This window comes from Citrobacter sp. RHBSTW-00881, from assembly GCF_013728515.1.
Lineage (GTDB): Bacteria > Pseudomonadota > Gammaproteobacteria > Enterobacterales > Enterobacteriaceae > Citrobacter > Citrobacter braakii.
Window position 1 is genome coordinate 3500806 of sequence record NZ_CP056269.1, and the last position, 24331, is coordinate 3525136.

The window sequence follows — 24331 nt, forward strand, 5'->3', positions numbered from 1 at the left end:
TCCCCGCGAGGTTCACACGGATGTAAACCTCGCTTTTTATCTTTGAACAGGCTTTTCCTGCTCTAACTGATGGCGTTAGTAGGCGTTCACCACGACCCACATCGGTCCCTGCCCCACTGCATAACGCCCCTTCTCTGCCAGCAGCCCCTGCTCGCCAGCAATCTCATACACCGCGATATGGTGCGATTTCTGTCCGGCGGCAATCAGGTATTTACCGCTGTGATCGATATTAAAACCGCGCGGCTGAGTTTCAGTTGGCTGGAAACCCTCTTTGGTCAGCACGCTGCCATCTTCAGACACGCTAAAGATCGTAATCAGGCTGCCGGTGCGGTCACAGGCGTACAGATGACGACCATCCGGTGTAATGTGAATATCCGCTGCCCAACGGGTATCAGTGAAATCAGCCGGCATCATATCCAGCGTCTGCACACACTCAATCTTGCCGTACGGATCTTTCAGCGCCCAGACGTCAACGGAGCTGTTCAGCTCATTCACACAGTAGGCAAATTGCTTATTCGGATGGAACGTCATATGACGCGGGCCCGCGCCTTCAACGGTGGTCACTTCAGCCGGTTCCTGCGCCACCAGATGTCCATCATCGCTTACCTCAAACAGACAGATACGATCCTGTTTCAACGCCGGAACCCACAGGATACGGTTATCCGGTGAGATGTTGGCCGAGTGGCAGCCGTCCAGACCGTCAACCACGTCAACCTGTTCCACCGGCAGGCCATCTTCCAGACGCGTGACGCTCACGCTCCCGGCGTTATAAGAGCCGACAAACACGAAACGTCCCTGATGATCGGTAGAAATATGCGTCGGGCTACCCGGCAGCGCAGACTCCGCCGCGAAGGTCAGCGCACCGTCATCAGGCGCAATGCGGTAAGCCAACACGCGAAACTCCGGGCGCACGCCAACATAGAGGTAGCGCTTATCCGGGCTGACGACCATCGGCTGTACCTGACCCGGCACATCAACCACCTGCGTCAGCGTCAAAGAACCATCATGATTCAGGCTCCAGACGTGGATTTGCTGACTTTCAGGGCTGGCGGTATAAACGGTTTGCTTCATGAATACTCCTTTGCTTTTTGGCAGGTGGCTGCAATTGCCTGACACACGCCTAAGGTAGACGCATTTAACGGTGAATGCTTAATTAAGGCGCAGAATTTTGTCCGGCTCCCGTCTCGGTGTACCATTCCAGCAGACAAAATTCTCAACCTTAATCTGGAAATAACTATGACCGCACGCGTGATTGCCCTGGATTTAGACGGTACCCTGTTGACTCCGAAAAAAACCTTACTGCCATCCTCTGTTGAAGCGCTCGCGCGCGCCAGAGAAGCAGGATACCAACTTATCATTGTCACAGGTCGCCATCACGTTGCTATTCATCCTTTTTATCAGGCACTGGCGCTGGATACACCTGCAATTTGCTGCAACGGCACCTACTTGTATGATTATCAGGCAAAAACAGTACTGGAATCCGATCCCCTTCCGGTAAACCAGGCATTACAGCTGATCGAAATGCTGGATGAACATCAGATCCACGGGCTGATGTATGTGGATGAGGCCATGCTGTATGAGCGCCCAACCGGGCATGTGGTGCGTACCGCTAACTGGGCACAAACCCTGCCGCCGGAACAGCGCCCGACTTTCACCCAGGTGCCTTCGCTGGCGCAGGCTGCACATGACGTTAACGCCGTCTGGAAATTTGCCCTCACCGACGAAGATATTCCGAAACTGCAGCAGTTTGGTAAGCATGTTGAACAGCAGTTGGGGCTGGAGTGTGAATGGTCCTGGCACGATCAGGTCGACATTGCCCGTAAAGGCAACAGCAAAGGGCGACGCCTTACCCAGTGGATTGAAGCACAGGGCGGGTCAATGGAAAACGTCATTGCCTTTGGTGACAACTTTAACGATATCAGCATGCTGGAAGCTGCAGGTACCGGCGTGGCGATGGGTAATGCGGACGACGCGGTCAAAGCCCGCGCCAACATCGTAATTGGTGACAACACCACCGACAGCATCGCGAAATTTATTTACTCCCACCTGCTGTAATCACGCGGTTATCGATACGCTCTTAATTTGCGCGTACAGCCACAGGCCAGGTTTGATACCCAGTTCATCCCTGGCCCACGGGCTGATCCTCGCCCACAGCGTTTTACCGCCCACTTCAAGCTGAACCTCCACCTGACCATTCTCGTCATAGCACTGCGCGACTTTCGCCCGCAGCACGTTACGAATACTGGTCTGCTGCGGCGGTTGAAGCACCAGCGAAACATCAGATGCCTGAATACGAATACGCAGCGCAGTTTGCAGCGGTTGATCCAGCTTATTGACCCATAGATGCTGATCGCCAAGCGCCAGTGCAGTCATTGCGTAATGTGGATGATGTTCCAGCACGCTGACTTTCAGAATGCTGCTTTGCTGTTCCTTTGGTAGCCACGGGTGCATCACGCTGCTGCCCCAGACATCTTCCAGCGATCCGAACGCTTTGACCTGCCCGTTTTCCAGCACCATCACTTTGTCTGCCAGGTGCAAGATTTCATCGAGCGAGTGGCTGACGTACAGCATCGGAATATTAATTTCACGCGCCAGGCGTTGCAGGTAAGGCAACAGTTCGCGCTTACGCGGGATATCCAGCGAGGCTAACGGCTCATCAAGCAACAACAGTTCCGGCGCGGTAAGCAGCGCCCGACCGATGGCTACGCGCTGTTTTTCACCGCCAGAAAGACCACCGGGCAGACGGTCAAGCAGCGATTCAATGCCCAACAGGGCCACCAGCTTATCAAACTGTCCGGCCATACTTTTCGCCATACCGTAACGCAGGTTGCCGCGCACTTTATAATGCGGAAACAGGCGCGCATCCTGGAAAACATAGCCCACCCGGCGTTTTTCGGGCGTTAAACAGATACCGTTCTCGACGTCGTTCAAAACCCGTCCGTTAAGCACGATGCGCCCGGACTGCGGCTGCGTCAGACCGCTGATGGCGTTAATCAGCGAGGTTTTACCCGCGCCGGAAACGCCAAAAATAGCGGTGATCCCACTGGCTGGCAGCGTTTCGTTGAGCGTCAGGCAATGCGTCCCCAGCGTTTGGGAGAAATTAAGTTCCAGCATGATTACCGCCCCGTCCGTTCACGGCTAATACGCGCCAGCCATTCAGAAATCAGCAGTGAAATCAGCGCTAACACAATAGAAATGATACATAACCTTGCCGCCGCGCTTTCGCCGCCGGGGGTCTGGATCAGGGTATACATCGCCGACGGGATAGTGCGGGTTTCGCCAGGAATATTGGAGACAAAGGTAATCGTTGCGCCAAATTCCCCGAGGGAACGCGCGAACGCCAGCACCGTACCGACAATAATGCCAGGTAGCATCAGCGGTAAAGTAATCGTGACAAATACGCGCCAGCGTCCAGCGCCCAGCGTGCGGGCCGCCTGCTCCAGCTTGACATCGACACCTTCCAGCGCCAGACGAATAGCCCGTACCATAAGCGGGAAAGACATCACCGCCGCAGCCAGTACCGCACCGCGCCAGCTAAAGGCAAAGGTAATGCCAAACCAGTCGTACAGCCATTCGCCAATGAATCCGCGGCGTCCCATGGCGACCAACAGCAGATAGCCCACCACGACCGGCGGCAGTACCAGCGGCAAATGCAGAACGCTGTCGAGCAGCGCTTTGCCCGGGAACTTGCATCGCACAAGCAGCCAGGCAAAGAAGATCCCAAACGGCAGACTAAACAACACAGCCAGGGAAGAAACTTTCAGGCTCAGTATGACGGCCTGCCATTCAGGATCGGTCAGTATCATTACTTGGTCGTAAATCCATAACGTTTAAAGATTTCAGCAGCCTGCGGTCCTTTCAGGTAATCATAGAACGCGCTGACCGTTGCGTTTTTGTGCCCATCAACAATTGCGATAGGGTATTCCACTTTTTTGTGTGAATCTTCCGGGAAAGTCGCAACAACTTTTACGCCCTTACTGGCGACAGCATCGGAACCATAGACGATCCCCAGCGGCGCTTCGTTACGCTCTACCAGCGCCAGCGCACCGCGCACATCTTCGGCAGGTGCCAGTTTCGGGGCCAGGGTATCCCATGCCCCCAGTTTTTGCAGCGCTTCTTTAGCATAAATGCCCGCCGGAACATGTTCCGGATCGCCAACGGCCAGACGCCCACCATTTAACAAACGGGTCCAGTTGGTTTTGCTGTCGATGGTGAAGTCTTTCTGCGCACTGTCTTTCGGTGCGACAACCACCAGGCTGTTACCCAACAGCGTTTCACGCGTGGCGGTATCAATCGACTTTTTGTCTACTGCGTAATCCATCCATTTCTGATCGGCAGAGATAAACAGATCGGCCGGAGCGCCTGCTTCAATCTGGCGCGCCAGCGTGGAAGAAGACGCAAAAGAAGAGACAACGTCAACGTTCTTCTCTTTTTTGTATTGCGTCGCAATATCCTGCATCGCGTTAGTCAGTGAAGCCGCTGCGAAAACAGTAATCTTTCCTTCATCCGCCAGCGCATGCCCGGCAACAGTAAGAGAAAGTGTTGCCCCGGCAAACAAGCGTAACCATGTACGTGCCATCTGTAACTCCTTTGCGTTTCGTTATGTAGTCGCAAATATAACGAGTAAACCAGGATTTTCCCAGTGGTTATTGATACCAATTTGAGGTTACACGAAGAAAATATCGGCAGGGAAAGCAGGATCTTGAGAAACGGTAGACTAAGAAAACGGGTTGGAAGGCGTAAAAAATATAAACGCCCGACTGAGCGGGCGTTTGGGGAATCAATGATTCTGTCTGGACTGGTCTTTTTGACCGATACCGGAGAAAATGTTGAACACTTCACCCAGTCCGTAAATCAGACCCAGAATGATGGCCATTACCACAGGTACCATGATTACGGCGAATACCAGACTTTTCAATAACTCTAACATGGTCAACTCCAGATGTAGTCCTTAGCTGTATTCTAACCACATAACGCAGAAAAGCACTCCCCTTTTGTGCGGTCGGCTTTGCTCAGGCACGGTTTTCCGTCACAATACCCTCTTTTGCCAGGAGCTTGTGATGCAGGCCGAAATCCTTCTTACGCTGAAACTTCAGCAAAAACTGTTTGCCGATCCCCGTCGCATTTCTCTGCTTAAGCATATTGCGCTTTCCGGCTCCATCAGTCAGGGCGCGAAGGATGCAGGTATTAGCTACAAAAGCGCCTGGGATGCGATTAACGAAATGAACCAACTCAGCGAGCAAACGCTGGTTGAGCGCGCCACAGGCGGCAAAGGCGGCGGCGGCGCGGTATTAACGCGCTACGGCCAACGCTTAATTCAGTTGTATGATTTGCTGGCGCAGATCCAACAAAAAGCCTTTGATGTTTTGAGCGATGACGATGCGCTACCGCTCAATAGCTTGCTGGCGGCTATCTCTCGATTTTCACTGCAAACCAGCGCCCGTAACCAATGGTTTGGCACAATCACCGCCCGCGACCACGATCAGGTCCAGCAGCATGTCGACGTCCTGCTGGCCGATGGCGAAACGCGCCTGAAAGTGGCGATCACTGCGCAAAGCGGCGAGCGTCTGGGTCTTGAGGAAGGCAAAGAAGTACTGATTCTGCTGAAAGCGCCGTGGGTAGGAATCACTCAGGACGACGCCATCGCTCAGGCCGCCGATAACCAGTTGCAGGGCACGATTAGCCATATTGAACGCGGTGCGGAACAGTGTGAAGTGCTGATGACGTTACCAGACGGCCAGACGCTGTGCGCCACCGTTCCGGCCCAAGACGCCGCAACGCTGCAAGAAGGCGCTAACGTCACCGCCTGGTTTAATGCAGACAGAGTGATTATCGCCACGCTGTGCTGAGTAGATTGACATCAGCCTGAAGAACACGTATCCCTGTTATTAATCGCTGCAAATAATGGGATACAAAATGTCATCGTTGCAAATTTCGCAAGGCACGTTTCGTCTTAGCGACACAAAAACGCTCCAGTTAGATGCGTTGACGTTAAACGCGGGTGATAGCTGGGCGTTTGTTGGCGCTAACGGGAGCGGGAAATCCGCGCTGGCCCGCGCACTGGCGGGAGAGCTGCAGCTTCTGAAAGGCGAGCGCCACTGTCAGTTCACGCGTATTACCCGACTCTCCTTTGAGCAGCTACAAAAGCTAGTCAGCGACGAGTGGCAGCGAAACAACACCGATCTTCTTAGTCCCGGTGAAGACGACACCGGGCGCACCACCGCCGAAATCATCCAGGATGAGGTCAACGATCCCGCCCGCTGCGCTGCGTTGGCGCAGCAGTTTGGCATTTCTTCCCTGCTGAACAGGCGTTTCAAATACCTTTCCACCGGTGAAACACGCAAAACCCTGCTCTGTCAGGCGTTAATGTCCGCGCCGGATTTACTGATCCTTGATGAGCCTTTTGACGGGCTGGATGTGGCGTCACGCCGTCAGTTAGCAGAACTGCTCGCGGAGTTGCATCAGGCCGGCTTTACACTGGTGCTGGTACTTAACCGCTTTGATGAAATTCCCGAATTCGTGCAGTTTGCTGGCGTACTTGCCGATTGCACACTGACAGAAACCGGCGCAAAAACCGACCTTCTGCAACAGGCATTAATCGCTCAGCTTGCCCATAGCGAGCGGCTGGAAGGAATTCAGTTACCTGAACCGGATGAGCCTTCGGTGCGCCGTACGTTGTCAGATAACGAGCCGCGAATTGTGCTTAACGATGGCACGGTCTCGTATAACGATCGCCCTATCCTTCACCATTTGAGCTGGCAGGTAAATCCGGGGGAACACTGGCAAATCGTCGGCCCCAACGGAGCGGGAAAATCAACTCTGCTCAGTTTAATCACCGGCGATCACCCCCAGGGTTACAGCAACGACCTAACCCTGTTTGGCCGTCGCCGTGGCAGCGGTGAAACTATCTGGGATATCAAAAAACACATCGGCTACGTCAGCAGCAGTCTGCATCTGGATTACCGGGTGAGTACCACAGTTCGCAACGTTATTCTCTCTGGTTATTTTGATTCAATCGGCATCTATCAGGCCGTTTCCGACAGGCAGCACAAGCTGGTGCAACAGTGGCTGGATATCCTTGGCTTCGATAAACGTACCGCGGATGCGCCATTTCATAGTCTTTCCTGGGGACAGCAGCGGCTGGCACTGATTGTTCGCGCGCTGGTTAAACACCCGACGTTGTTGATCCTTGACGAGCCTTTGCAAGGGTTAGATCCGCTCAATCGCCAACTGATTCGCCGTTTTGTGGATGTGCTAATCGGTGAAGGTGAAACTCAACTGCTGTTCGTCTCTCACCACGCCGAAGATGCCCCAGCCTGCATTACCCATCGACTGGAGTTTGTGCCCGAGAACGACATCTACGCCTATCGACTAACGTCTCTGCGTTAGTTTTCATTGCAGGGCGTTTATCACGCCCTTTTTTTCTGCTTTTTTTCAGACAAACGCTGAAATAACAACCTAACATAATGATTTAAAATAAAATAACCATTAAAAATGCGTGAAACTTATGGAGTGTAAACGATTCCACTAATTTATTCCATGTCACACTTTTCGTATCTTTGTTATGCTATGGTTATTGCATACCATAGGCTTAACGGAGCGAATTATGAGAGTATTGGTTACAGGTGGTAGCGGTTACATTGGAAGCCACACTTGCGTGCAGTTGTTGAAAAACGGTCACGAGGTGGTGATCCTGGACAATCTCTGCAACAGCAAACGCAGCGTTTTGCCCGTCATTGAGCGTTTAGGTGGCAAGCAGCCGACCTTCGTGAAAGGGGATATCCGTAACGAAGCGCTGATAACCGAAATTCTGCACGATCATGCCATTGACACGGTCATCCATTTTGCGGGTTTAAAAGCCGTTGGAGAATCGGTTGCCAAGCCGTTGGAGTACTATGACAACAACGTCAATGGCACCCTGCGTCTGGTGAATGCAATGCGCGCCGCCAACGTGAAAAACTTCATTTTCAGCTCCTCCGCGACCGTCTATGGCGATCAGCCGCAAATTCCTTACGTTGAAAGCTTCCCTACCGGCACGCCGCAAAGTCCGTACGGCAAAAGCAAGCTGATGGTAGAACAAATCCTGACCGACCTGCAAAAAGCACACCCCGACTGGAGTATCGCCTTACTGCGCTACTTTAACCCGGTTGGTGCTCATCCGTCGGGCGATATGGGGGAAGATCCGCAAGGTATTCCCAACAATCTGATGCCTTACATCGCACAAGTTGCCGTGGGCCGCCGCGAGTCCCTTGCCATATTTGGCAACGACTACCCAACTGAAGATGGCACCGGCGTTCGCGACTACATCCACGTGATGGATCTCGCCGACGGCCACGTCGTCGCGATGGAAAAACTGGCGGGCAAACAGGGTGTGCATATTTACAACCTCGGAGCAGGCATCGGCAGCAGCGTACTGGACGTGGTCAACGCCTTCAGCAAAGCCTGCGGTAAACCCATTAATTACCATTTCGCCCCGCGCCGTGATGGCGATCTTCCGGCTTACTGGGCAGATGCCAGCAAAGCCGATCGCGAGCTTAACTGGCGCGTGACCCGCACACTGGATGAAATGGCACAAGACACCTGGCACTGGCAGTCACGCCACCCGCAAGGATACTCGGATTAAGGACCAATCATGACGCAATTCAATCCTGTCGATCATCCACATCGCCGTTTTAACCCGCTCACCGGGCAGTGGATCCTCGTATCACCGCATCGCGCCAAACGCCCGTGGCAAGGAGCGCAGGAAACCCCGTCTAAGCAGGTACTGCCTGCACATGACCCGGACTGTTTCCTGTGTGCTGGCAATACGCGCGTTACCGGTGATGTAAATCCGGATTACACCGGAACCTATGTTTTTACCAATGATTTTGCGGCGCTGATGTCCGATACCCCGGACGCGCCGGACAGTCACGATCCGTTGATGCGTTGCCAGAGCGCGCGCGGTACCAGCCGCGTAATTTGCTTCTCGCCCGATCACAGCAAAACGCTGCCAGAACTCAGCGTCCCTGCGCTGACAGAAATCGTAAAAACGTGGCAGGAGCAGACCAAAGACTTAGGGAAAACCTATCCCTGGGTGCAGGTATTTGAGAATAAAGGCGCGGCGATGGGGTGCTCGAACCCGCACCCGCACGGTCAAATTTGGGCCAACAGCTTTTTGCCCAACGAAGCTGAACGTGAAAATCGCCTACAGAAAGCATACTTCGCCGAACAGGGCGCGCCGATGCTCGTTGATTACGTCCAGCGTGAACTGGCAGACGGCAGCCGTACGGTCGTTGAAACTGAGCACTGGCTGGCGGTTGTCCCTTACTGGGCCGCGTGGCCGTTCGAAACGCTGCTGCTGCCGAAAGCGCATGTGCTGCGTATTACCGATTTGACCAACGAGCAGCGTGCTGACCTGGCGCTGGCGTTGAAAAAACTGACCAGTCGTTACGACAACCTGTTCCAGTGCTCATTCCCCTACTCCATGGGCTGGCACGGCGCGCCGTTTAACGGTGAAGAAAACGAACACTGGCAGTTGCACGCGCACTTTTACCCGCCGCTGCTGCGTTCCGCGACCGTGCGTAAATTTATGGTCGGTTATGAAATGCTGGCAGAAACCCAGCGAGATCTGACCGCAGAACAAGCGGCTGAGCGACTGCGTGCGGTCAGCGACATCCATTTTCGCGAATCCGGAGTGTAAATAATGAGTCTGAAAGAAAAAACACAATCTCTGTTTACAGAAACGTTTGGCTACCCTGCCACCCATACTATTCAGGCACCGGGTCGTGTAAACCTGATCGGCGAACATACCGATTATAACGACGGCTTCGTTTTGCCCTGCGCCATCGACTATCAAACCGTCATCAGTTGCGCGGCGCGCGACGATCGAAAAGTACGCGTCATCGCCGCTGATTACGACAATCAGGTTGATGAGTTCTCTCTCGATGCGCCGATTATCGCCCACGATAGCCAGCAGTGGTCAAACTACGTGCGTGGCGTGGTAAAACATCTGCAAAAGCGCAATAACGCCTTTGGCGGCGCGGATCTGGTGATCAGCGGTAACGTCCCGCAGGGTGCAGGCTTAAGCTCTTCTGCCTCACTGGAAGTCGCTGTTGGTACGGTATTCCAGCAGCTCTATCATCTGCCGCTCGACGGCGCGCAGATTGCCCTGAATGGACAGGAAGCTGAAAACCAGTTTGTCGGTTGTAACTGCGGCATCATGGATCAGCTGATCTCCGCACTTGGCAAGAAAGATCATGCACTGCTGATCGACTGCCGTACGCTGGGCACCAAAGCCGTTTCTATGCCTGAGGGTGTAGCGGTGGTGATCATCAACAGCAACTTTAAACGCACGCTGGTCGGTAGCGAATACAACACCCGTCGAGAACAGTGTGAAACCGGCGCGCGTTTCTTCCAGCAGCCAGCGCTGCGTGATGTCAGCCTCGAAGCGTTTAACGCTGTCGCCCACGAGCTGGATCCGATTGTTGCCAAACGCGTGCGCCACGTCATCACGGAAAATGCGCGTACCGTTGAAGCCGCACAGGCACTGGAAAAAGGCGACCTGCTGCGCATGGGCCAGCTGATGGCGGAATCTCACGCCTCAATGCGCGATGACTTTGAAATCACGGTGCCGCAAATTGATACGCTGGTAGAGATTGTCAAAGCGACCATCGGTGATAAAGGCGGTGTGCGGATGACCGGCGGCGGCTTCGGCGGCTGCATCGTGGCGCTGATCCCACAAGATTTGGTTCCTGCCGTACAGCAGGCTGTCGCCGCACAGTACGAGGCAAAAACCGGTATTAAAGAAACATTCTACGTCTGCAAACCTTCACAAGGAGCCGGACAATGTTAAACGAAATCCCCGTGCAGGCTCCGGACGGTCAACCGTTTCGCCTGCTCACCCTGCGCAATGACGCAGGGATGGTAGTCACGCTCATGGACTGGGGCGCGACCCTGCTCTCTGCGCGTATTCCGCTTAGCGATGGTAGCGTGCGCGAAGCATTACTCGGCTGCGCCAGTCCGGAACAATACCCGGAACAGGCTGCATTTCTGGGGGCTTCGATTGGCCGCTACGCGAACCGTATCGCCAACAGCCGCTATACCTTTGCTGGCGAAACCGTTGAATTACTGCCAAGTCAGGGCAATAACCAACTGCACGGCGGACCGGACGGTTTCGACAAACGTCGCTGGCAGATAGTCAATCAGAATGACCGTCAGGTGCTGTTCGCCTTAACGTCTGACGATGGCGATCAGGGCTTCCCAGGCCATCTTTGCGCCACCGCGCAGTATCGCCTGACTGATGATAATCGTATTTCGATAACTTATCGTGCCACGGTCGATAAACCCTGCCCGGTGAATCTGACAAATCACGTCTATTTTAACCTCGACGGCGATAAAACGGATGTGCGCCAGCATAAGCTGCAAATTCTGGCGGACGAGTACTTACCGGTTGACGAAATGGGTATCCCGCATGATGGACTGAAATCCGTTGCCGGTAGCACGTTCGATTTCCGCACCCCTAAAATCATCAGTAGTGAATTTCTGGCCGATGACGATCAGCGCAAGGTGAAAGGTTACGATCACGCCTTCCTGCTTCAGGCACAGGGCAACGCGCGTACGCCGGTCGCTCAGTTGTGGTCACAGGATGAAAAACTGCAGATGGTGGTCTACACCTCGGCCCCGGCATTGCAGTTTTACTCCGGTAATTTCCTCGGTGGTACGCCTTCCCGCGGGCCAGAGGCCTACGAAGACTGGCAAGGCCTGGCGCTGGAAAGTGAATTTCTGCCGGACAGCCCGAACCACCCCGAGTGGCCACAGGCGGATTGCTTCCTGCGTCCGGGTGAAGAGTATGCCAGCGTGACGGAATATCAGTTTATTCCAGCTTGATCGTTTCCCCTCCCAGGCCTGATGACGTATCTTTTCGGGCCTGGTGCTTGTTAATCACAGTAGAACCGCTCAAATCCCCACCACTCAAAGACAAAATCGCAACCTTGAGTTCACAAGAACCTTACACTGTAGCGCTATTTTCGCTATGGTTATGCGTAAGCATTGCCGCTTACACATTACGGCAATATAATGAGAATTATTATCATTCGATATGATTTATAGGAGTGAATGTATGGCTGTAACTAAGCTGGTTCTGGTACGTCACGGTGAAAGTCAGTGGAACAACGAAAACCGTTTTACCGGTTGGTATGATGTTGATCTGTCCGAGAAAGGCGTGGGCGAAGCAAAAGCGGCAGGAAAACTGCTGAAAGAGGAAGGCTACAGCTTTGATTTTGCTTATACCTCCGTGCTGAAACGTGCCATCCACACCCTGTGGAACGTACTGGACGAACTGGATCAGGCCTGGCTGCCGGTTGAGAAATCCTGGAAACTGAACGAACGCCATTACGGTGCGCTGCAGGGTTTGAACAAAGCAGAAACCGCGGAAAAATACGGTGATGAGCAGGTTAAGCAGTGGCGTCGCGGCTTTGCGGTTACCCCGCCGGAACTGACCAAAGACGACGAGCGTTACCCGGGTCACGATCCGCGTTATGCGAAGCTGACCGACAAAGAGTTACCGGTTACCGAAAGCCTGGCGCTGACCATCGATCGCGTTATCCCTTACTGGAATGAAACCATTCTGCCGCGCATGAAAAGCGGTGAGCGCGTAATTATCGCCGCTCACGGTAACTCTCTGCGTGCGCTGGTTAAATACCTGGATAACATGGGCGAAGATGAGATCCTTGAACTGAACATCCCGACCGGCGTACCGCTGGTGTATGAGTTCGACGAAAACTTCAAGCCGATCAAACACTACTATCTGGGTAACGCTGACGAGATCGCAGCAAAAGCGGCGGCCGTTGCGAACCAGGGTAAAGCGAAGTAATTTTCGCGGTAAGTTAAAGAAAAAGCGTGGATTTCTCCACGCTTTTTTATTTCGGCCCTACAAGAAAATGTAGGCCGGATAAGGCATCGCCGCCATCCGGCAGTCTGCACCGGAATGCCTGATGGCGCTACGCTTCTCAGGCCTATGGAACTTGGTTAACCGCGACGCGCTTTTACCGCATCCGCCAGTTGACGCAACACCGCATCGGTATCTTCCCAACCAATGCAGGCGTCGGTGATGCTCTTACCGTAGGTCAGCGGCTCACCGCTATCCGGATTCTGATTACCTTCCACCAAATGGCTTTCGATCATCACGCCAATAATTGCTTTTTCGCCACCGGCGACTTGTCCGCAAACATCCTTAGCAACATCCATCTGCTTTTTGAACTGCTTGCTGGAGTTGGCATGGCTGAAGTCGATCATCACTTGCGCAGAGAGTCCTGCTTTGACCAAGCCTTCTTTCACGTCCGCAACGTGCTGAGCGCTGTAGTTCGGCTCTTTGCCACCGCGCAGAATGATATGGCAATCGCCATTACCACTGGTATTCACGATCGCTGAATGCCCCCATTTGGTGACAGACAGGAAGCAGTGCGGTGCCCCTGCAGCGTTGATTGCATCAATCGCCACTTTGATGGTGCCATCGGTACCGTTTTTAAAACCAACCGGGCAGGACAGACCCGATGCCAGCTCGCGGTGCACCTGAGATTCTGTTGTACGTGCCCCAATCGCGCCCCAGCTCATCAGATCGGCGAGATATTGTGGGGTAATCATATCGAGGAATTCACCCGCAGTCGGCAATCCGCTGTCGTTGATATCCAGCAGCAGTTTACGCGCAATGCGCAGCCCATCATTGATCTGGAAGCTGTTGTCCATGTGCGGGTCGTTGATAAGCCCTTTCCAGCCAACGGTGGTACGCGGTTTTTCAAAATAGACGCGCATGACGATTTCAAGCTCACCTTTTAACGCTTCGCGCAGCGCCAGCAGACGAGTGGCATACTCTTTGGCAGCTGCCGGATCATGAATAGAGCACGGCCCAATCACCACCAGAAGGCGATCGTCGCTCCCTTTCAGAATTTTATGAATCGCCTTACGGGCATGAGCCACCGTATTGGCGGCATTTTCAGTAGCGGGGAATTTTTCCAGCAGTGCGACTGGTGGTAATAACTCGTTGATCTCTTTAATGCGTAAATCGTCGTTCTGATAATTCATGATTATTCCAGCGTTGCCATACTTATATAAATGAATGCAATCCCTCCAATCTATATCTTCAGTCATAAAGTGTAAACGGGGTTTTACACTTTGGACGGATTAATCCTGGAATTGGCCAAAAAAACGCAATAAAGTAGCGAAAAACGAGATCCAAACTACAATTTCTAACTGTAACAGCTTTAATTTTCATAGATTTCAAGATTCTATGCTGGTTTTAATTTCCATAGCAAAACGATTAACCACATATTAATGATGTAACTGGCACATGCACTGTTGGAAGACGTTATCCGACATATCGACCTTAACAGGAGCATAATATGCATATGACAAAGCTGGCTTCACTCTTCCTTACCGCTACACTCAGCCTCGCCAGCGGCGCGGCACTGGCTGCTGAAAGCAACGCGCAGTCCAATAACGGTCAGGCAAATTCCTCGGCTGATGCAGGACAAGTCGCCCCAGACGCCCGCGAAAACGTGGCGCCAAATAATGTCGACAACAGTAACGTGAATTCAGGTGGCACAATGCTGCACCCGGACGGTTCAACAATGAACCATGAAGGGATGACCAAAGATGAGATGCACAAAAACACTATGTGTAAGGACGGTCGCTGCCCTGATGTGAATAAGAAGGTTGAGACCGGAAACGGCATCAACAATGATGTTGACACAAAAACTGATGGCACCACGCAGTAACGCTGAAATTAAAGCTAATAACGGGAGAGCAATAGCTCTCCTTTTTAATTTTATCATCCCAAAAACGGTATGATGGCATACAGTAAAGATGAGAATAACAAAGGGATGGCATAATGGCGCACGCACATACTCATACTTCCTCTGAGCAACCCAAGGACAATAATGCCCGCCGACTGATGTTCGCATTCTGCATTACAGCCGGATTTATGTTGGTTGAAGTGGTGGGTGGAATACTTTCTGGTTCACTGGCCTTGCTGGCCGACGCCGGGCATATGCTCACGGATGCTGCGGCGCTGCTTTTCGCGCTGCTGGCCGTCCGGTTTTCCCGTCGCCCGCCCACAATACGACACACCTTCGGCTGGCTGAGGCTCACGACGCTGGCCGCATTTGTTAATGCCATCGCATTGGTCGTTATCACCATTTTAATCGTCTGGGAGGCGATTGAGCGCTTCCAGACACCTCGCCCCGTGGCTGGCGGCATGATGATGGTTATTGCTGTCGCGGGTCTACTGGCCAACGTGCTCGCTTTTTGGGTTTTACATCGCGGCAGTGAAGAGAAAAATCTGAACGTCCGCGCCGCGGCGCTGCATGTGATGGGCGATTTACTTGGCTCGGTCGGGGCAATCATCGCTGCGCTGATTATTATCTGGACGGGCTGGACGCCCGCGGACCCAATTCTCTCGATTCTGGTTTCCGTGCTGGTGCTGCGTAGCGCCTGGCGATTGCTAAAAGATAGCGTTAATGAATTACTGGAAGGTGCCCCGCTGACGCTGGATATCGCCGCACTGCAGCGCCATCTCAGCCGGGATATTCCTGAAGTCCGCAACGTTCACCATGTCCATGTCTGGATGGTGGGCGAAAAACCGGTAATGACGCTGCATGTTCAGGTGATCCCGCCACACGATCACGATGCGTTGCTGGAGCGTATTCAGCATTTCCTTATCCATCACTACCAGATTGAACACGCCACAATCCAAATGGAGTATCAGCCGTGCAATGGGCCGGACTGTCACCTGTATCAGGGCGTGTCCGGCCATTCACATCATCACCATTAATGAGAAAGCGCGTGGGAACCCCGCTCACGCGCACTGTTAATCCACATCCTGCTACCGTTCAGGGCGATAACCGTCAGGATCATATATTCCAGCGACATGGCATATACGCCTTGCAGGGCAAAGATCACCACGCTAATGACGTTAATGATCACCCACAGCAGCCAGTTTTCAACGTATTTGCGCGTCATCAGGATCATCGCCGCAATCGACAGCACCATCATGCAGGAGTCCCAGAACGGGAATGCATCGGGTTGTAGTTCAGGCACAACAACCTGTAATCCCAATGCCTGCATAATATTCACTGCAATGCCTGTCAGGAACGCAAAGACCGGATCGATATAGATCGACATCAGGCCGATCGCCACCACGCAAGCCGCCAGCCAGCCGATCGCTTTTGGAAGCGGTAGCCAGCGAATTTTCAGTTCCGCTTCATGCTGGTTGGTTTGCCGGGACCAGGCATACCAGCCGTAGATATTTGCGGCAAAGAAGAAAACTTGCAGCAACAAGCTGGCATAGAGCTGGATCTGAAAGAAGATAATTGCAAACAGCGTGACGTTTATCAGACCGAAGAAGTAATTGCTGATTTTCTCAAGGCTCGCCAGGCCAATACACAGCAACCCGGCGATCGTTCCCACGGCTTCGATCCACGACAAATCGTAACCACCCGCGCCAATCGGAATATGTACCAGAATGTTCTGCGTGCTAAAAAAGTCCATCTTTTCCCCCAGAGCAAAAATAAATAATTACGCTCGAAGTGTAGCCGCAAATTCCAACATACGGTTTAACGGCAACAGCGCCCCTTCTCTCAGCGAGTCCTCAACATGTATCTCATGAGCCGCGCCGCCATGTTCCAGGCCCTCAGCAATCGCTTTCAGGCCATTCATCGCCATCCACGGACAATGCGCACAGCTGCGACAGGTTGCCCCCTCGCCAGCCGTCGGAGCTTCAAGCAGCTCTTTATCCGGAACGGCCTGCTGCATTTTGTAAAAAATGCCCCGGTCAGTCGCCACAATCAACTGCTTATGCGGTAACGATTTAGCCGCGTTGATGAGCTGGCTGGTTGAGCCAACCGCATCTGCCATATCAACGATAGACTGAGGGGACTCCGGGTGCACCAGCACCGCGGCATCAGGGTAAAGCCCTTTCATGCGTGTTAAAGCCTGGGTTTTAAACTCGTCGTGGACGATACAGGCCCCCTGCCAACAGAGCACGTCTGCGCCGGTCTGTTTTTGCACGTAGTTGCCCAGATGTCTGTCCGGAGCCCAGATGATTTTTTCACCCAAACTATCAAGATGCTCAATAAGTTCAACCGCGATACTGGAAGTCACGACCCAGTCCGCACGTGCTTTAACGGCTGCAGAGGTATTGGCGTAAACCACCACGGTACGATCCGGATGCGCGTCGCAAAATGCGCTGAACGCGTCAATCGGACAGCCCAGATCTAATGAACATTCCGCCTGTAAGGTCGGCATCAGGATGGTCTTTTCCGGGCTGAGAATTTTGGCAGTTTCTCCCATAAACCTCACGCCCGCAACCAGCAGCGTAGAGGCAGTATGCTTTGCACCGAACCGCGCCATCTCCAGAGAATCAGAAATACAGCCCCCGGTTTCTTCCGCTAACTGCTGAATTTCAGGATCGGTGTAATAATGCGCGACCATAACGGCATCACGCTCTTTCAGCAGGAGCTTAATTTTTTCACGATAAAATTGCTTTTCATCCACACTTAGCGGTACTGGCTTCGGCGGAAACGGATAAATTGCTGCTTCTGGATCAAACATCACGCTCATCTTGCTTTCTCGTTTCACTGGCTTAACGAAATAACCGATTAAAAGCGTGACACACGCCATATTCGGTTTGATTTGTTTTGTATGCTAAACAAGATAGCGGATTGGTGCAGAAAAGTCACAATAATTGCGTGTGATGAATGCCGGATGGCGTCTGACGTCTTATCCGGCCTACACGAGTAGTGTCGTCTGTAGGCTGATAAGCAAAGGACATCAGGCAATCTTATAAATCGCAGATAGCAAAAAGGCGCCTTTAGGGCGCCTTTTTACACTGGTGGGGCGTGCAGGATTCGAACCTGCGACCAATTGATTAAAAGTCAACTGCTCTACCAACTGAGCTAACGCCCCCGTATGGGGTTTACTGCTTCAATTATTCAGGATGGTGGGTCGTGCAGGATTCGAACCTGCGACCAATTGATTAAAAGTCAACTGCTCTACCAACTGAGCTAACGACCCGCTCGGATGTCACCTGAAAAATTCTTTACTCGACACCAATATAAGAATTGGTGGGGCGTGCAGGATGACTCGACTTCGTCTCGCCCTAACGGGCCGTTGCTAAAGCAACGTTATCCTTCACGTTTAACACCTAAGTACAATGTTAAAGTTGGTGGGGCGTGCAGGATTCGAACCTGCGACCAATTGATTAAAAGTCAACTGCTCTACCAACTGAGCTAACGCCCCGAGTGGTGGGTGATGACGGGATCGAACCGCCGACCCCCTCCTTGTAAGGGAGGTGCTCTCCCAGCTGAGCTAATCACCCGATACTACGCTGGATACTGCATTAAGTGGTGGGGCGTGCAGGATTCGAACCTGCGACCAATTGATTAAAAGTCAACTGCTCTACCAACTGAGCTAACGCCCCACTTTTTTCGCCGCTTTCGGGCTGTTTGATATCCCTTGGCAACGGCGGCATATATTACTGATTTCAGATTTTAGCGCAACAAAAATTTCGATGTAAATAACTCAACTGCTTAGGAATCACACGACACGACCAGAAATAACACGATTTCTGGTCGCATGGTGGTCATTACATCGCGCCAAGGCGTTTTTGCGCTTGTTTCGCGCCATCAGTGCCAGGATATTTAGTGATAACCTGCTGATAAACCGCTTTAGCTTTTGCTGTGTCACCTTTGTCCTGCATGATGACGCCGACTTTATACATCGCGTCTGCAGCCTTAGGTGATTTTGGGAAGTTTTTAACTACCGAAGCAAAATAGAACGCAGCATCATCTTTTTTACCCTTGTTGTAATTCAACTGACCCAGCCAGTAATTCGCATTGGGCAGGTAAGTAGAGTCCGGGTACTTTTTGATGAAGTTCTGGAATGCTTCAATTGCATCATCCTGGCGGGATTTATCCTGCACTAGAGCAATCGCTGCATTGTAATCGGTATTCGCATCGCCAGTTTGCACGGGAGCCCCTGACGTTGCTGCAGCTCCCGTATCAGGTGCAGGGGTTGCCACCCCACTCTGATCGCCCCCTGTAGACTGTGCCGCAGGCGCACTACCGCTGCCAAGATTATTCATCTGCAGCAATATCTGCTTCTGTCGCTCAACAACCTGATTCAGTTGATATTGATTTTCCTGAATTTGACCACGCAGGGAATCGATATCGGACTGATTATCGGAGAGTTGTTGCTGGAGTTGGGTTAAAAGCTGACTGTGAGCGTTAGAAATACGCTCGAGTTGAGTGACACGGTCTTCGACCGAGCCTGAGCCGACACTACTGATTGGCGCCTGTGCAAAAGCGGCCCAGGGGGCCGCTATGCCAACCAGTAACGACAGACTCAACAGGTGATGTCTGAAGTTACTGCTCATGCAATTCTCTTAGTAAACCAGTACGGCGCGACGGTTTTTGGCGTAAGCCGCTTCGTCATGACCCAGTACTGCAGGTTTTTCTTTACCGTAAGAAACGATGGAGATCTGGTCAGCAGAAACGCCTTTACCCTGCAGGTACATCTTAACGGCGTTCGCACGACGCTCACCCAGGGAGATGTTGTACTCAGGAGTACCACGTTCGTCCGCATGACCTTCTACGGTGACTTTGTAAGACGGGTTGCTACGCAGGAAGTTAGCGTGAGCATCCAGCATTGCAGCGAAGTCAGAACGGATATCGTACTTGTCCAGATCGAAGTAAACGATGTTGTTCTGCTGCAGCTGTTGCATCTGAAGACGCGCTTGCTCTTCAGAAGACATGTTGCCGCTGCCGTTTGCATCCATACCAGTGCCGGCACCCAGCATGCCTTCGCTGCCGTCATTGCTGGCGTTCTTGTTAGAAGAACACGCTGCAATAGCCATAACAGGCAGAGCAATCATCAGCCCTTTCAGCACTTTGTTCAGTTGCATTTCAATGATTCCTTTATTAATCAATTATTTATTATCACAGATACGGCGACCAGGCAGGGAATTTAACCTGACCATCAGTTGCCGGAAGACGCGCTTTGAAACGCCCATCTGTAGAAACCAAATTCAGCACGGATCCCATCCCCTGAGAAGAGCTGTAGATTACCATAGTGCCGTTAGGTGCCAGACTTGGCGTTTCATCCAGGAACGTTGACGACAGGACTTGTACGCCACCCGCTACCAGATCTTGTTTGGCAATGTGCTGCTGACCATTGGCTGAGCTTACCATTACCATAAACTTACCGTCGCTGCTCACATCCGCATCCTGGTTTTGCGAACCTTCCCAGGTAATACGCTGCGGAGCACCGCCGTTGACGTTAACTTTATATACCTGCGGACGACCGGCCTGGTCAGAGGTAAAGGCCAGGTTTTGGCTGTCCGGGAACCAGGTAGGTTCCGTGTTGTTGCTGCGACCATCCGTCACCTGACGGATCTGACCGGAACCAATGTCCATGACATACAGGTTCAGGCTACCGGTTTTAGACAGGGCAAACGCCAGTTTGCTGCCATCCGGAGAAAACGCAGGTGCACCGTTGTGACGTGGGAACGACGCTACCTGACGAACCGCGCCATTAGACAACGTCTGAATAACCAGCGCAGAACGACCGCTTTCGAAAGTGACATATGCCAGCTTTGAACCGTCCGGAGACCATGCCGGAGACATCAGCGGCTGCGGAGAACGGTGTACCACGAACTGGTTGTAGCCATCGTAGTCGGATACACGTAATTCGTATGGGAACTGGCCGCCGTTCGTCTGAACAACATAAGCGATACGGGTACGGAATGCACCTTTAATACCGGTCAGTTTTTCAAACACTTCGTCACTTGCAGTATGGCCCGCGTAACGCAACCACTGCTTGTTCACTTTATAGGTGTTCTGTGCCAGTACGGTACCCGGTGCGCCACCGGTATCTACCAGTTGATATGCAACGCTGTAGGAACCATCCGGATTAGGCGTAACCTGACCTACTACCACGGCATCAATACCCAGCGCAGACCATGCGGCAGGTTGAACTTCCTGTGCGGTACCCGGCTGCTGCGGCAGGCGAGAACGGTCTAACGGATTAAATTTACCGCTGTTACGCAGGTCAGCGCCTACGATACCACCGATATCTTCAGGTGCAGCACCCGGCCCTGCCCACTGGAAGGGGACAACACCAATCGGGCGTGCCGAGTCCACCCCCTGGGTGATCTCGATACGTACTTCTGCGTGCAGCACCGCTGCCCACAGCATCAGAAAACCAAATGCTACTCGTAATGCCTGCTTCATCATATCTCCCTTATCTGGACGGAAAGCCCACGATAATTTAGCAGAATGTTAACAAACTCAAATACACAAAACTACCAGAACGCTGTCTCAACCTTAGACCGTTTCCCCTGAATTCTCAGGGACGTTATTACAGTTTAAAATCCAGCTTGGCATCTTTTACTTTTTCATAAACAGCCTGGCTAGGCGGTTTAGGAATTCTGGCTGTTTTCGCAGCCGTCAGCGCAGCCTGACACAATGCCGGATCTCCGCCCTCTTCGGTCACATCCAGTAACAGACCATCGGGTGCTAACTTGATATGTAATACGCAAGATTTACCCGCATACAAATCGGCACCATACAGACGGCTCTGGATCGCATTACGAATTTGAGATGCGTAAGCACTGATATCAGCGCCAGATGCACCGCCATTTGCACCACTTGTACCACTATCTTTCGCCGGTTGACCGTTTCCTTTCGCTCCACCACCCGATTTCGGTGCATTCTTACCGGAGCTTAAGTCACCCAACAAGTCGTCAACGCCAGAGGCTGCAGCTGCTTTTTCGGCCGCAGCCTTTTTCGCAGCCGCCGCTTTATCTGCCGCAGCTTTCTTATCGGCAGCGGCTTTCTCGGCTGCAGCTTTTTTATCTGCTGCTGCTTTTTCCGCTGCGGCTTTCTTATCAGCCGCAGCCTTTTCGGCAGCGGCAGCTTTCGCGGCAGCGGCTTTTTCTGCTTTCTCCGCAGCAGCTTTCTCGGCTGCTGCTTGCTTAGCGGCTTCAGCCTGAGCTTTCTTCGCAGCGTCTGCGGCAGCCTTAGCAGCTTGTGCTTCGGCAATTTTCTTCGCATCAGCGGCGGCTTTAGCGGCCTCAGCCTCTGCTTTTTTCTGTGCGTCCGCAGCGGCTTTCTTCGCGGCATCTGCCGCTTGTTTCGCCTGAGCATCAGCTTTGGCCTTCGCGTCTGCAGCAGCCTTCGCCGCAGCTTCTTCAGCCTGTTTCTGTTGCTCTTGCGCTTTCGCGGCGGCGGCTTCGGCCTGTTTCTGCTGTTCCGCCTGTTCGCGCACTTTTTCCTGCGCGGCTAAACGTTCTTTTTCAAGTTGCTTCAGTCGCTCTTGCTCGGCCGCCTGCTTCTCGCGAAGCTCCTCAGCTTGCTGCTGCGCCTGTTTTTCACGCTGCTCTTCTGCACGTTTAGCACTTGCCTGCTGTTGCTGCTGCCTGTCGTACTGTTGCACAACGGCGCCAGGATCAACCATAACGGCGTCGATGGACGAACCGCCACCGCCGCCGGCTGAAGCATCAATGTGCTCATCGAACGAACTCCAGATCAGCGCTGCAAATAAAATGACATGCAGCACCGCTGAAATAATTATCGCCCTTTTGAGCTTGTCGTTTTGTTCGGTTGCCTTTGACACTCTCGGTTCCCAAAAAACTGTTCGCCTGTTACGCGCTATCTTTCAAGCCAGCAAAACGCAGTCATCAGATTGGCTGCGTCATCAAGCCAACCGATTTTACGCCTGCACTGTGTAACAAGTTCAGCGCTTTAATTATTTCATCATAAGGCACGTCTTTCGCACCACCGATTAAAAAGACCGTTTTCGGATTGGTCTGCAGGCGACTTTTCGCTTCCGCGATAACCTGCTCCGGCGGCAGTTGATCCATACGATCTTTCTCAACGACCACGCTGTATTGCCCTATCCCGGAAACTTCAATAATGACCGGCGGTTCGTCGTTACTGCTGACAGCTTGCGATTCGGTCGCATCCGGCAGGTCGACTTCCACACTCTGCGTAATAATCGGCGCGGTTGCCATAAAGATCAGCAACAGCACCAGTAGTACGTCGAGCAGCGGTACAATATTGATTTCGGACTTGAGTTCGCGACGACCTCGTCCACGCGTTCTGGCCATGGCTTACCCCTTGTTGCTCTCGCTAACGGTAAACGCCTGGCGGTGCAGAATCGCGGTGAACTCTTCCATAAAGTTGTCGTAATTCAGTTCCAGCTTGTTTACGCGCTGATTCAGTCGGTTGTAAGCCATAACCGCCGGGATTGCCGCAAACAGACCGATAGCCGTTGCAATCAACGCTTCCGCGATACCCGGTGCGACCATTTGCAGCGTTGCCTGTTTTACCGCGCCTAACGCGATAAATGCGTGCATGATCCCCCAAACGGTACCGAACAGACCGATATACGGGCTGATGGAGCCGACGGTGCCGAGGAATGGAATATGCGTTTCCAGCGTTTCCAGTTCACGGTTCATCGAGATACGCATCGCACGGGATGCCCCCTCAACGACCGCTTCCGGCGCATGACTATTCGCTCGATGCAGACGCGCAAACTCTTTGAATCCGCTGTAGAAAATTTGTTCCGAGCCCACCAGGTTATCACGACGCCCCTGGCTTTCCTGATACAGGCGCGACAATTCAATGCCGGACCAGAACTTGTCTTCAAATGCTTCGGCTTCACGTGAAGCCGCATTAAGAATACGGGTCCGCTGGATAATAATGGCCCAGGATGCGATTGAGAAACCAATCAAAATCAACATGATAAGTTTAACCAGAAGGCTTGCCTTCAGGAACAAATCAAGGATATTCATGTCAGTCACTGCTTAAACTCCGCGACAATAGACTTGGGAAGCGCACGAGGCTTCATTTTGAGTGGATCAACGCAAACAATCAGAACTTCGGCTTCATTCAGCACGGTGTTCTCTGCGTTGACAATGCGTTGCGTGAAAACCAATGAGGTGCCACGCATTGACGTAATTTCGGTTTGGACTTCGAGCATATCGTCGAGTCGGGCAGGCGCAAAATACTCCAGCGTCATCTTGCGCACCACAAAGGCTACACGTTCGGCCAACAGGACCTGCTGACTGAAGTGATGATGACGCAGCATTTCTGTGCGTGCTCTTTCGTAAAAAGCGACGTAGCTGGCGTGGTAAACCACTCCACCGGCATCGGTGTCTTCATAGTAGACACGAACCGGCCATCGAAACATATACTTGTTCATTCTTACTGCCTCTTTGTTGGCTTCGCCCACTCACACCGGTCGCTTAACTTTGTAAGCGCCTGGTGACTCGCGTTCTTGCCGCCGCGATGCTTCAAGA

The 24331-nt window shown here is 52.7% G+C and carries 25 protein-coding genes and 5 tRNA genes; 10 read left to right on the forward strand and 20 right to left on the reverse strand.

Going from position 1 to position 24331, the window contains the following annotated elements; all coding sequences use genetic code 11:
* Window positions 1-75: 75 nt before the first annotated feature.
* Window positions 76-1071, reverse strand: a complete 996-nt coding sequence (gene pgl / locus HV311_RS16960) for a 6-phosphogluconolactonase (protein ID WP_191220225.1) — start codon at window positions 1069-1071, stop codon at window positions 76-78.
* A 165-nt stretch (window positions 1072-1236) separates the two neighbouring features.
* Between pgl and HV311_RS16965 the strand changes: the two genes are divergently transcribed.
* Window positions 1237-2055 (forward strand): pyridoxal phosphatase, encoded by an 819-nt coding sequence (locus tag HV311_RS16965; protein ID WP_019076314.1) that lies wholly within the window; start codon window positions 1237-1239, stop codon window positions 2053-2055.
* On the opposite strand, the gene modC is transcribed toward HV311_RS16965, so the two are convergent.
* From modC to HV311_RS16985, 4 genes are all read right to left on the reverse strand, one after another.
* On the reverse strand, window positions 2056-3114 hold the full coding sequence (modC, locus tag HV311_RS16970; RefSeq protein ID WP_191220226.1) for a molybdenum ABC transporter ATP-binding protein ModC: 1059 nt from the start codon (window positions 3112-3114) through the stop codon (window positions 2056-2058).
* Between the two features lie 2 nt (window positions 3115-3116).
* On the reverse strand, window positions 3117-3806 hold the full coding sequence (gene modB, locus HV311_RS16975; RefSeq protein ID WP_016152327.1) for a molybdate ABC transporter permease subunit: 690 nt from the start codon (window positions 3804-3806) through the stop codon (window positions 3117-3119).
* Window positions 3806-4579 carry a molybdate ABC transporter substrate-binding protein gene (modA, locus tag HV311_RS16980; protein ID WP_016152326.1) on the reverse strand — a complete coding sequence of 258 codons (774 nt, stop codon included), beginning with the start codon at window positions 4577-4579 and terminating at the stop codon, window positions 3806-3808. The genes modB and modA overlap by 1 nt, the downstream gene beginning before the upstream one ends.
* Window positions 4580-4780: 201 nt before the next feature.
* Window positions 4781-4930 (reverse strand): AcrZ family multidrug efflux pump-associated protein, encoded by a 150-nt coding sequence (locus HV311_RS16985; RefSeq protein ID WP_003023026.1) that lies wholly within the window; start codon window positions 4928-4930, stop codon window positions 4781-4783.
* A gap of 130 nt (window positions 4931-5060) precedes the next feature.
* Here HV311_RS16985 and modE point away from each other — a divergent pair, with 130 nt between their 5' ends.
* From modE to gpmA, 7 genes are all read left to right on the forward strand, one after another.
* Window positions 5061-5849, forward strand: coding sequence for a molybdenum-dependent transcriptional regulator (gene modE, locus HV311_RS16990; RefSeq protein WP_016152325.1), 789 nt, complete (start codon window positions 5061-5063; stop codon window positions 5847-5849).
* Window positions 5850-5916: 67 nt separating this feature from the next.
* Window positions 5917-7389 (forward strand): molybdate ABC transporter ATP-binding protein ModF, encoded by a 1473-nt coding sequence (gene modF / locus HV311_RS16995; protein ID WP_049282664.1) that lies wholly within the window; start codon window positions 5917-5919, stop codon window positions 7387-7389.
* Window positions 7390-7606: 217 nt separating this feature from the next.
* Window positions 7607-8623 carry a UDP-glucose 4-epimerase GalE gene (gene galE / locus HV311_RS17000; protein WP_191220227.1) on the forward strand — a complete coding sequence of 339 codons (1017 nt, stop codon included), beginning with the start codon at window positions 7607-7609 and terminating at the stop codon, window positions 8621-8623.
* Between the two features lie 9 nt (window positions 8624-8632).
* Window positions 8633-9679: a galactose-1-phosphate uridylyltransferase gene (gene galT / locus HV311_RS17005; protein WP_191220228.1), complete on the forward strand. Its 1047-nt coding sequence runs from the start codon at window positions 8633-8635 to the stop codon at window positions 9677-9679.
* A 3-nt stretch (window positions 9680-9682) separates the two neighbouring features.
* Window positions 9683-10831: a galactokinase gene (gene galK, locus HV311_RS17010; RefSeq protein WP_047359465.1), complete on the forward strand. Its 1149-nt coding sequence runs from the start codon at window positions 9683-9685 to the stop codon at window positions 10829-10831.
* A complete protein-coding gene (galM, locus tag HV311_RS17015; protein WP_019076309.1) occupies window positions 10825-11865 on the forward strand; it encodes a galactose-1-epimerase in 1041 nt (346 codons plus the stop codon). The genes galK and galM overlap by 7 nt, the downstream gene beginning before the upstream one ends.
* Window positions 11866-12097: 232 nt before the next feature.
* The gene (gene gpmA / locus HV311_RS17020) at window positions 12098-12850 is read left to right on the forward strand and encodes a 2,3-diphosphoglycerate-dependent phosphoglycerate mutase (RefSeq protein WP_003022999.1); all 753 of its coding nucleotides are present in this window, start codon (window positions 12098-12100) and stop codon (window positions 12848-12850) included.
* Window positions 12851-13005: 155 nt separating this feature from the next.
* On the opposite strand, the gene aroG is transcribed toward gpmA, so the two are convergent.
* Complete coding sequence (gene aroG, locus HV311_RS17025; protein ID WP_016152319.1) at window positions 13006-14058, reverse strand: 3-deoxy-7-phosphoheptulonate synthase AroG; 1053 nt, start codon at window positions 14056-14058, stop codon at window positions 13006-13008.
* A 317-nt stretch (window positions 14059-14375) separates the two neighbouring features.
* Here aroG and HV311_RS17030 point away from each other — a divergent pair, with 317 nt between their 5' ends.
* Both HV311_RS17030 and zitB read left to right on the forward strand, forming a co-directional pair.
* The gene (locus HV311_RS17030; RefSeq protein WP_065554838.1) at window positions 14376-14750 is read left to right on the forward strand and encodes a YbgS-like family protein; all 375 of its coding nucleotides are present in this window, start codon (window positions 14376-14378) and stop codon (window positions 14748-14750) included.
* 113 nt (window positions 14751-14863) lie between these two features.
* Window positions 14864-15805 (forward strand): CDF family zinc transporter ZitB, encoded by a 942-nt coding sequence (zitB, locus tag HV311_RS17035; protein WP_019076308.1) that lies wholly within the window; start codon window positions 14864-14866, stop codon window positions 15803-15805.
* Here the strand turns inward: zitB and pnuC are convergent.
* The 14 genes from pnuC to ybgC form a co-directional block, all read right to left on the reverse strand.
* The gene (gene pnuC / locus HV311_RS17040) at window positions 15802-16521 is read right to left on the reverse strand and encodes a nicotinamide riboside transporter PnuC (protein WP_016152316.1); all 720 of its coding nucleotides are present in this window, start codon (window positions 16519-16521) and stop codon (window positions 15802-15804) included. The two genes, zitB and pnuC, sit on opposite strands and share 4 nt — an antisense overlap.
* A 27-nt stretch (window positions 16522-16548) precedes the next feature.
* Window positions 16549-17592: a quinolinate synthase NadA gene (gene nadA / locus HV311_RS17045; protein ID WP_191220229.1), complete on the reverse strand. Its 1044-nt coding sequence runs from the start codon at window positions 17590-17592 to the stop codon at window positions 16549-16551.
* A 269-nt stretch (window positions 17593-17861) separates the two neighbouring features.
* Window positions 17862-17937 (reverse strand) — tRNA-Lys (locus HV311_RS17050).
* 32 nt (window positions 17938-17969) lie between these two features.
* Window positions 17970-18045 (reverse strand) — tRNA-Lys (locus tag HV311_RS17055).
* A 149-nt stretch (window positions 18046-18194) separates the two neighbouring features.
* Window positions 18195-18270: transfer RNA gene (locus HV311_RS17060), tRNA-Lys, on the reverse strand.
* Window positions 18271-18273: 3 nt separating this feature from the next.
* Window positions 18274-18349: transfer RNA gene (locus HV311_RS17065), tRNA-Val, on the reverse strand.
* 26 nt (window positions 18350-18375) lie between these two features.
* A tRNA-Lys gene (locus tag HV311_RS17070) sits at window positions 18376-18451 on the reverse strand.
* Between the two features lie 165 nt (window positions 18452-18616).
* Window positions 18617-19405 carry a cell division protein CpoB gene (gene cpoB / locus HV311_RS17075; protein WP_191220230.1) on the reverse strand — a complete coding sequence of 263 codons (789 nt, stop codon included), beginning with the start codon at window positions 19403-19405 and terminating at the stop codon, window positions 18617-18619.
* A 9-nt stretch (window positions 19406-19414) separates the two neighbouring features.
* A complete protein-coding gene (gene pal / locus HV311_RS17080) occupies window positions 19415-19933 on the reverse strand; it encodes a peptidoglycan-associated lipoprotein Pal (protein WP_003022983.1) in 519 nt (172 codons plus the stop codon).
* Window positions 19934-19967: 34 nt separating this feature from the next.
* Window positions 19968-21260 carry a Tol-Pal system beta propeller repeat protein TolB gene (gene tolB, locus HV311_RS17085; protein WP_003022981.1) on the reverse strand — a complete coding sequence of 431 codons (1293 nt, stop codon included), beginning with the start codon at window positions 21258-21260 and terminating at the stop codon, window positions 19968-19970.
* A 127-nt stretch (window positions 21261-21387) separates the two neighbouring features.
* The gene (tolA, locus tag HV311_RS17090; protein WP_016152313.1) at window positions 21388-22644 is read right to left on the reverse strand and encodes a cell envelope integrity protein TolA; all 1257 of its coding nucleotides are present in this window, start codon (window positions 22642-22644) and stop codon (window positions 21388-21390) included.
* 64 nt (window positions 22645-22708) lie between these two features.
* Window positions 22709-23137, reverse strand: coding sequence for a colicin uptake protein TolR (gene tolR, locus HV311_RS17095; RefSeq protein WP_003022978.1), 429 nt, complete (start codon window positions 23135-23137; stop codon window positions 22709-22711).
* A 3-nt stretch (window positions 23138-23140) separates the two neighbouring features.
* Complete coding sequence (gene tolQ / locus HV311_RS17100) at window positions 23141-23833, reverse strand: Tol-Pal system protein TolQ (protein WP_016152312.1); 693 nt, start codon at window positions 23831-23833, stop codon at window positions 23141-23143.
* Window positions 23830-24234, reverse strand: a complete 405-nt coding sequence (ybgC, locus tag HV311_RS17105) for a tol-pal system-associated acyl-CoA thioesterase (RefSeq protein ID WP_003831439.1) — start codon at window positions 24232-24234, stop codon at window positions 23830-23832. Before ybgC ends, tolQ begins: the two co-directional genes overlap by 4 nt.
* Between the last annotated feature and the right edge of the window lie 97 nt (window positions 24235-24331).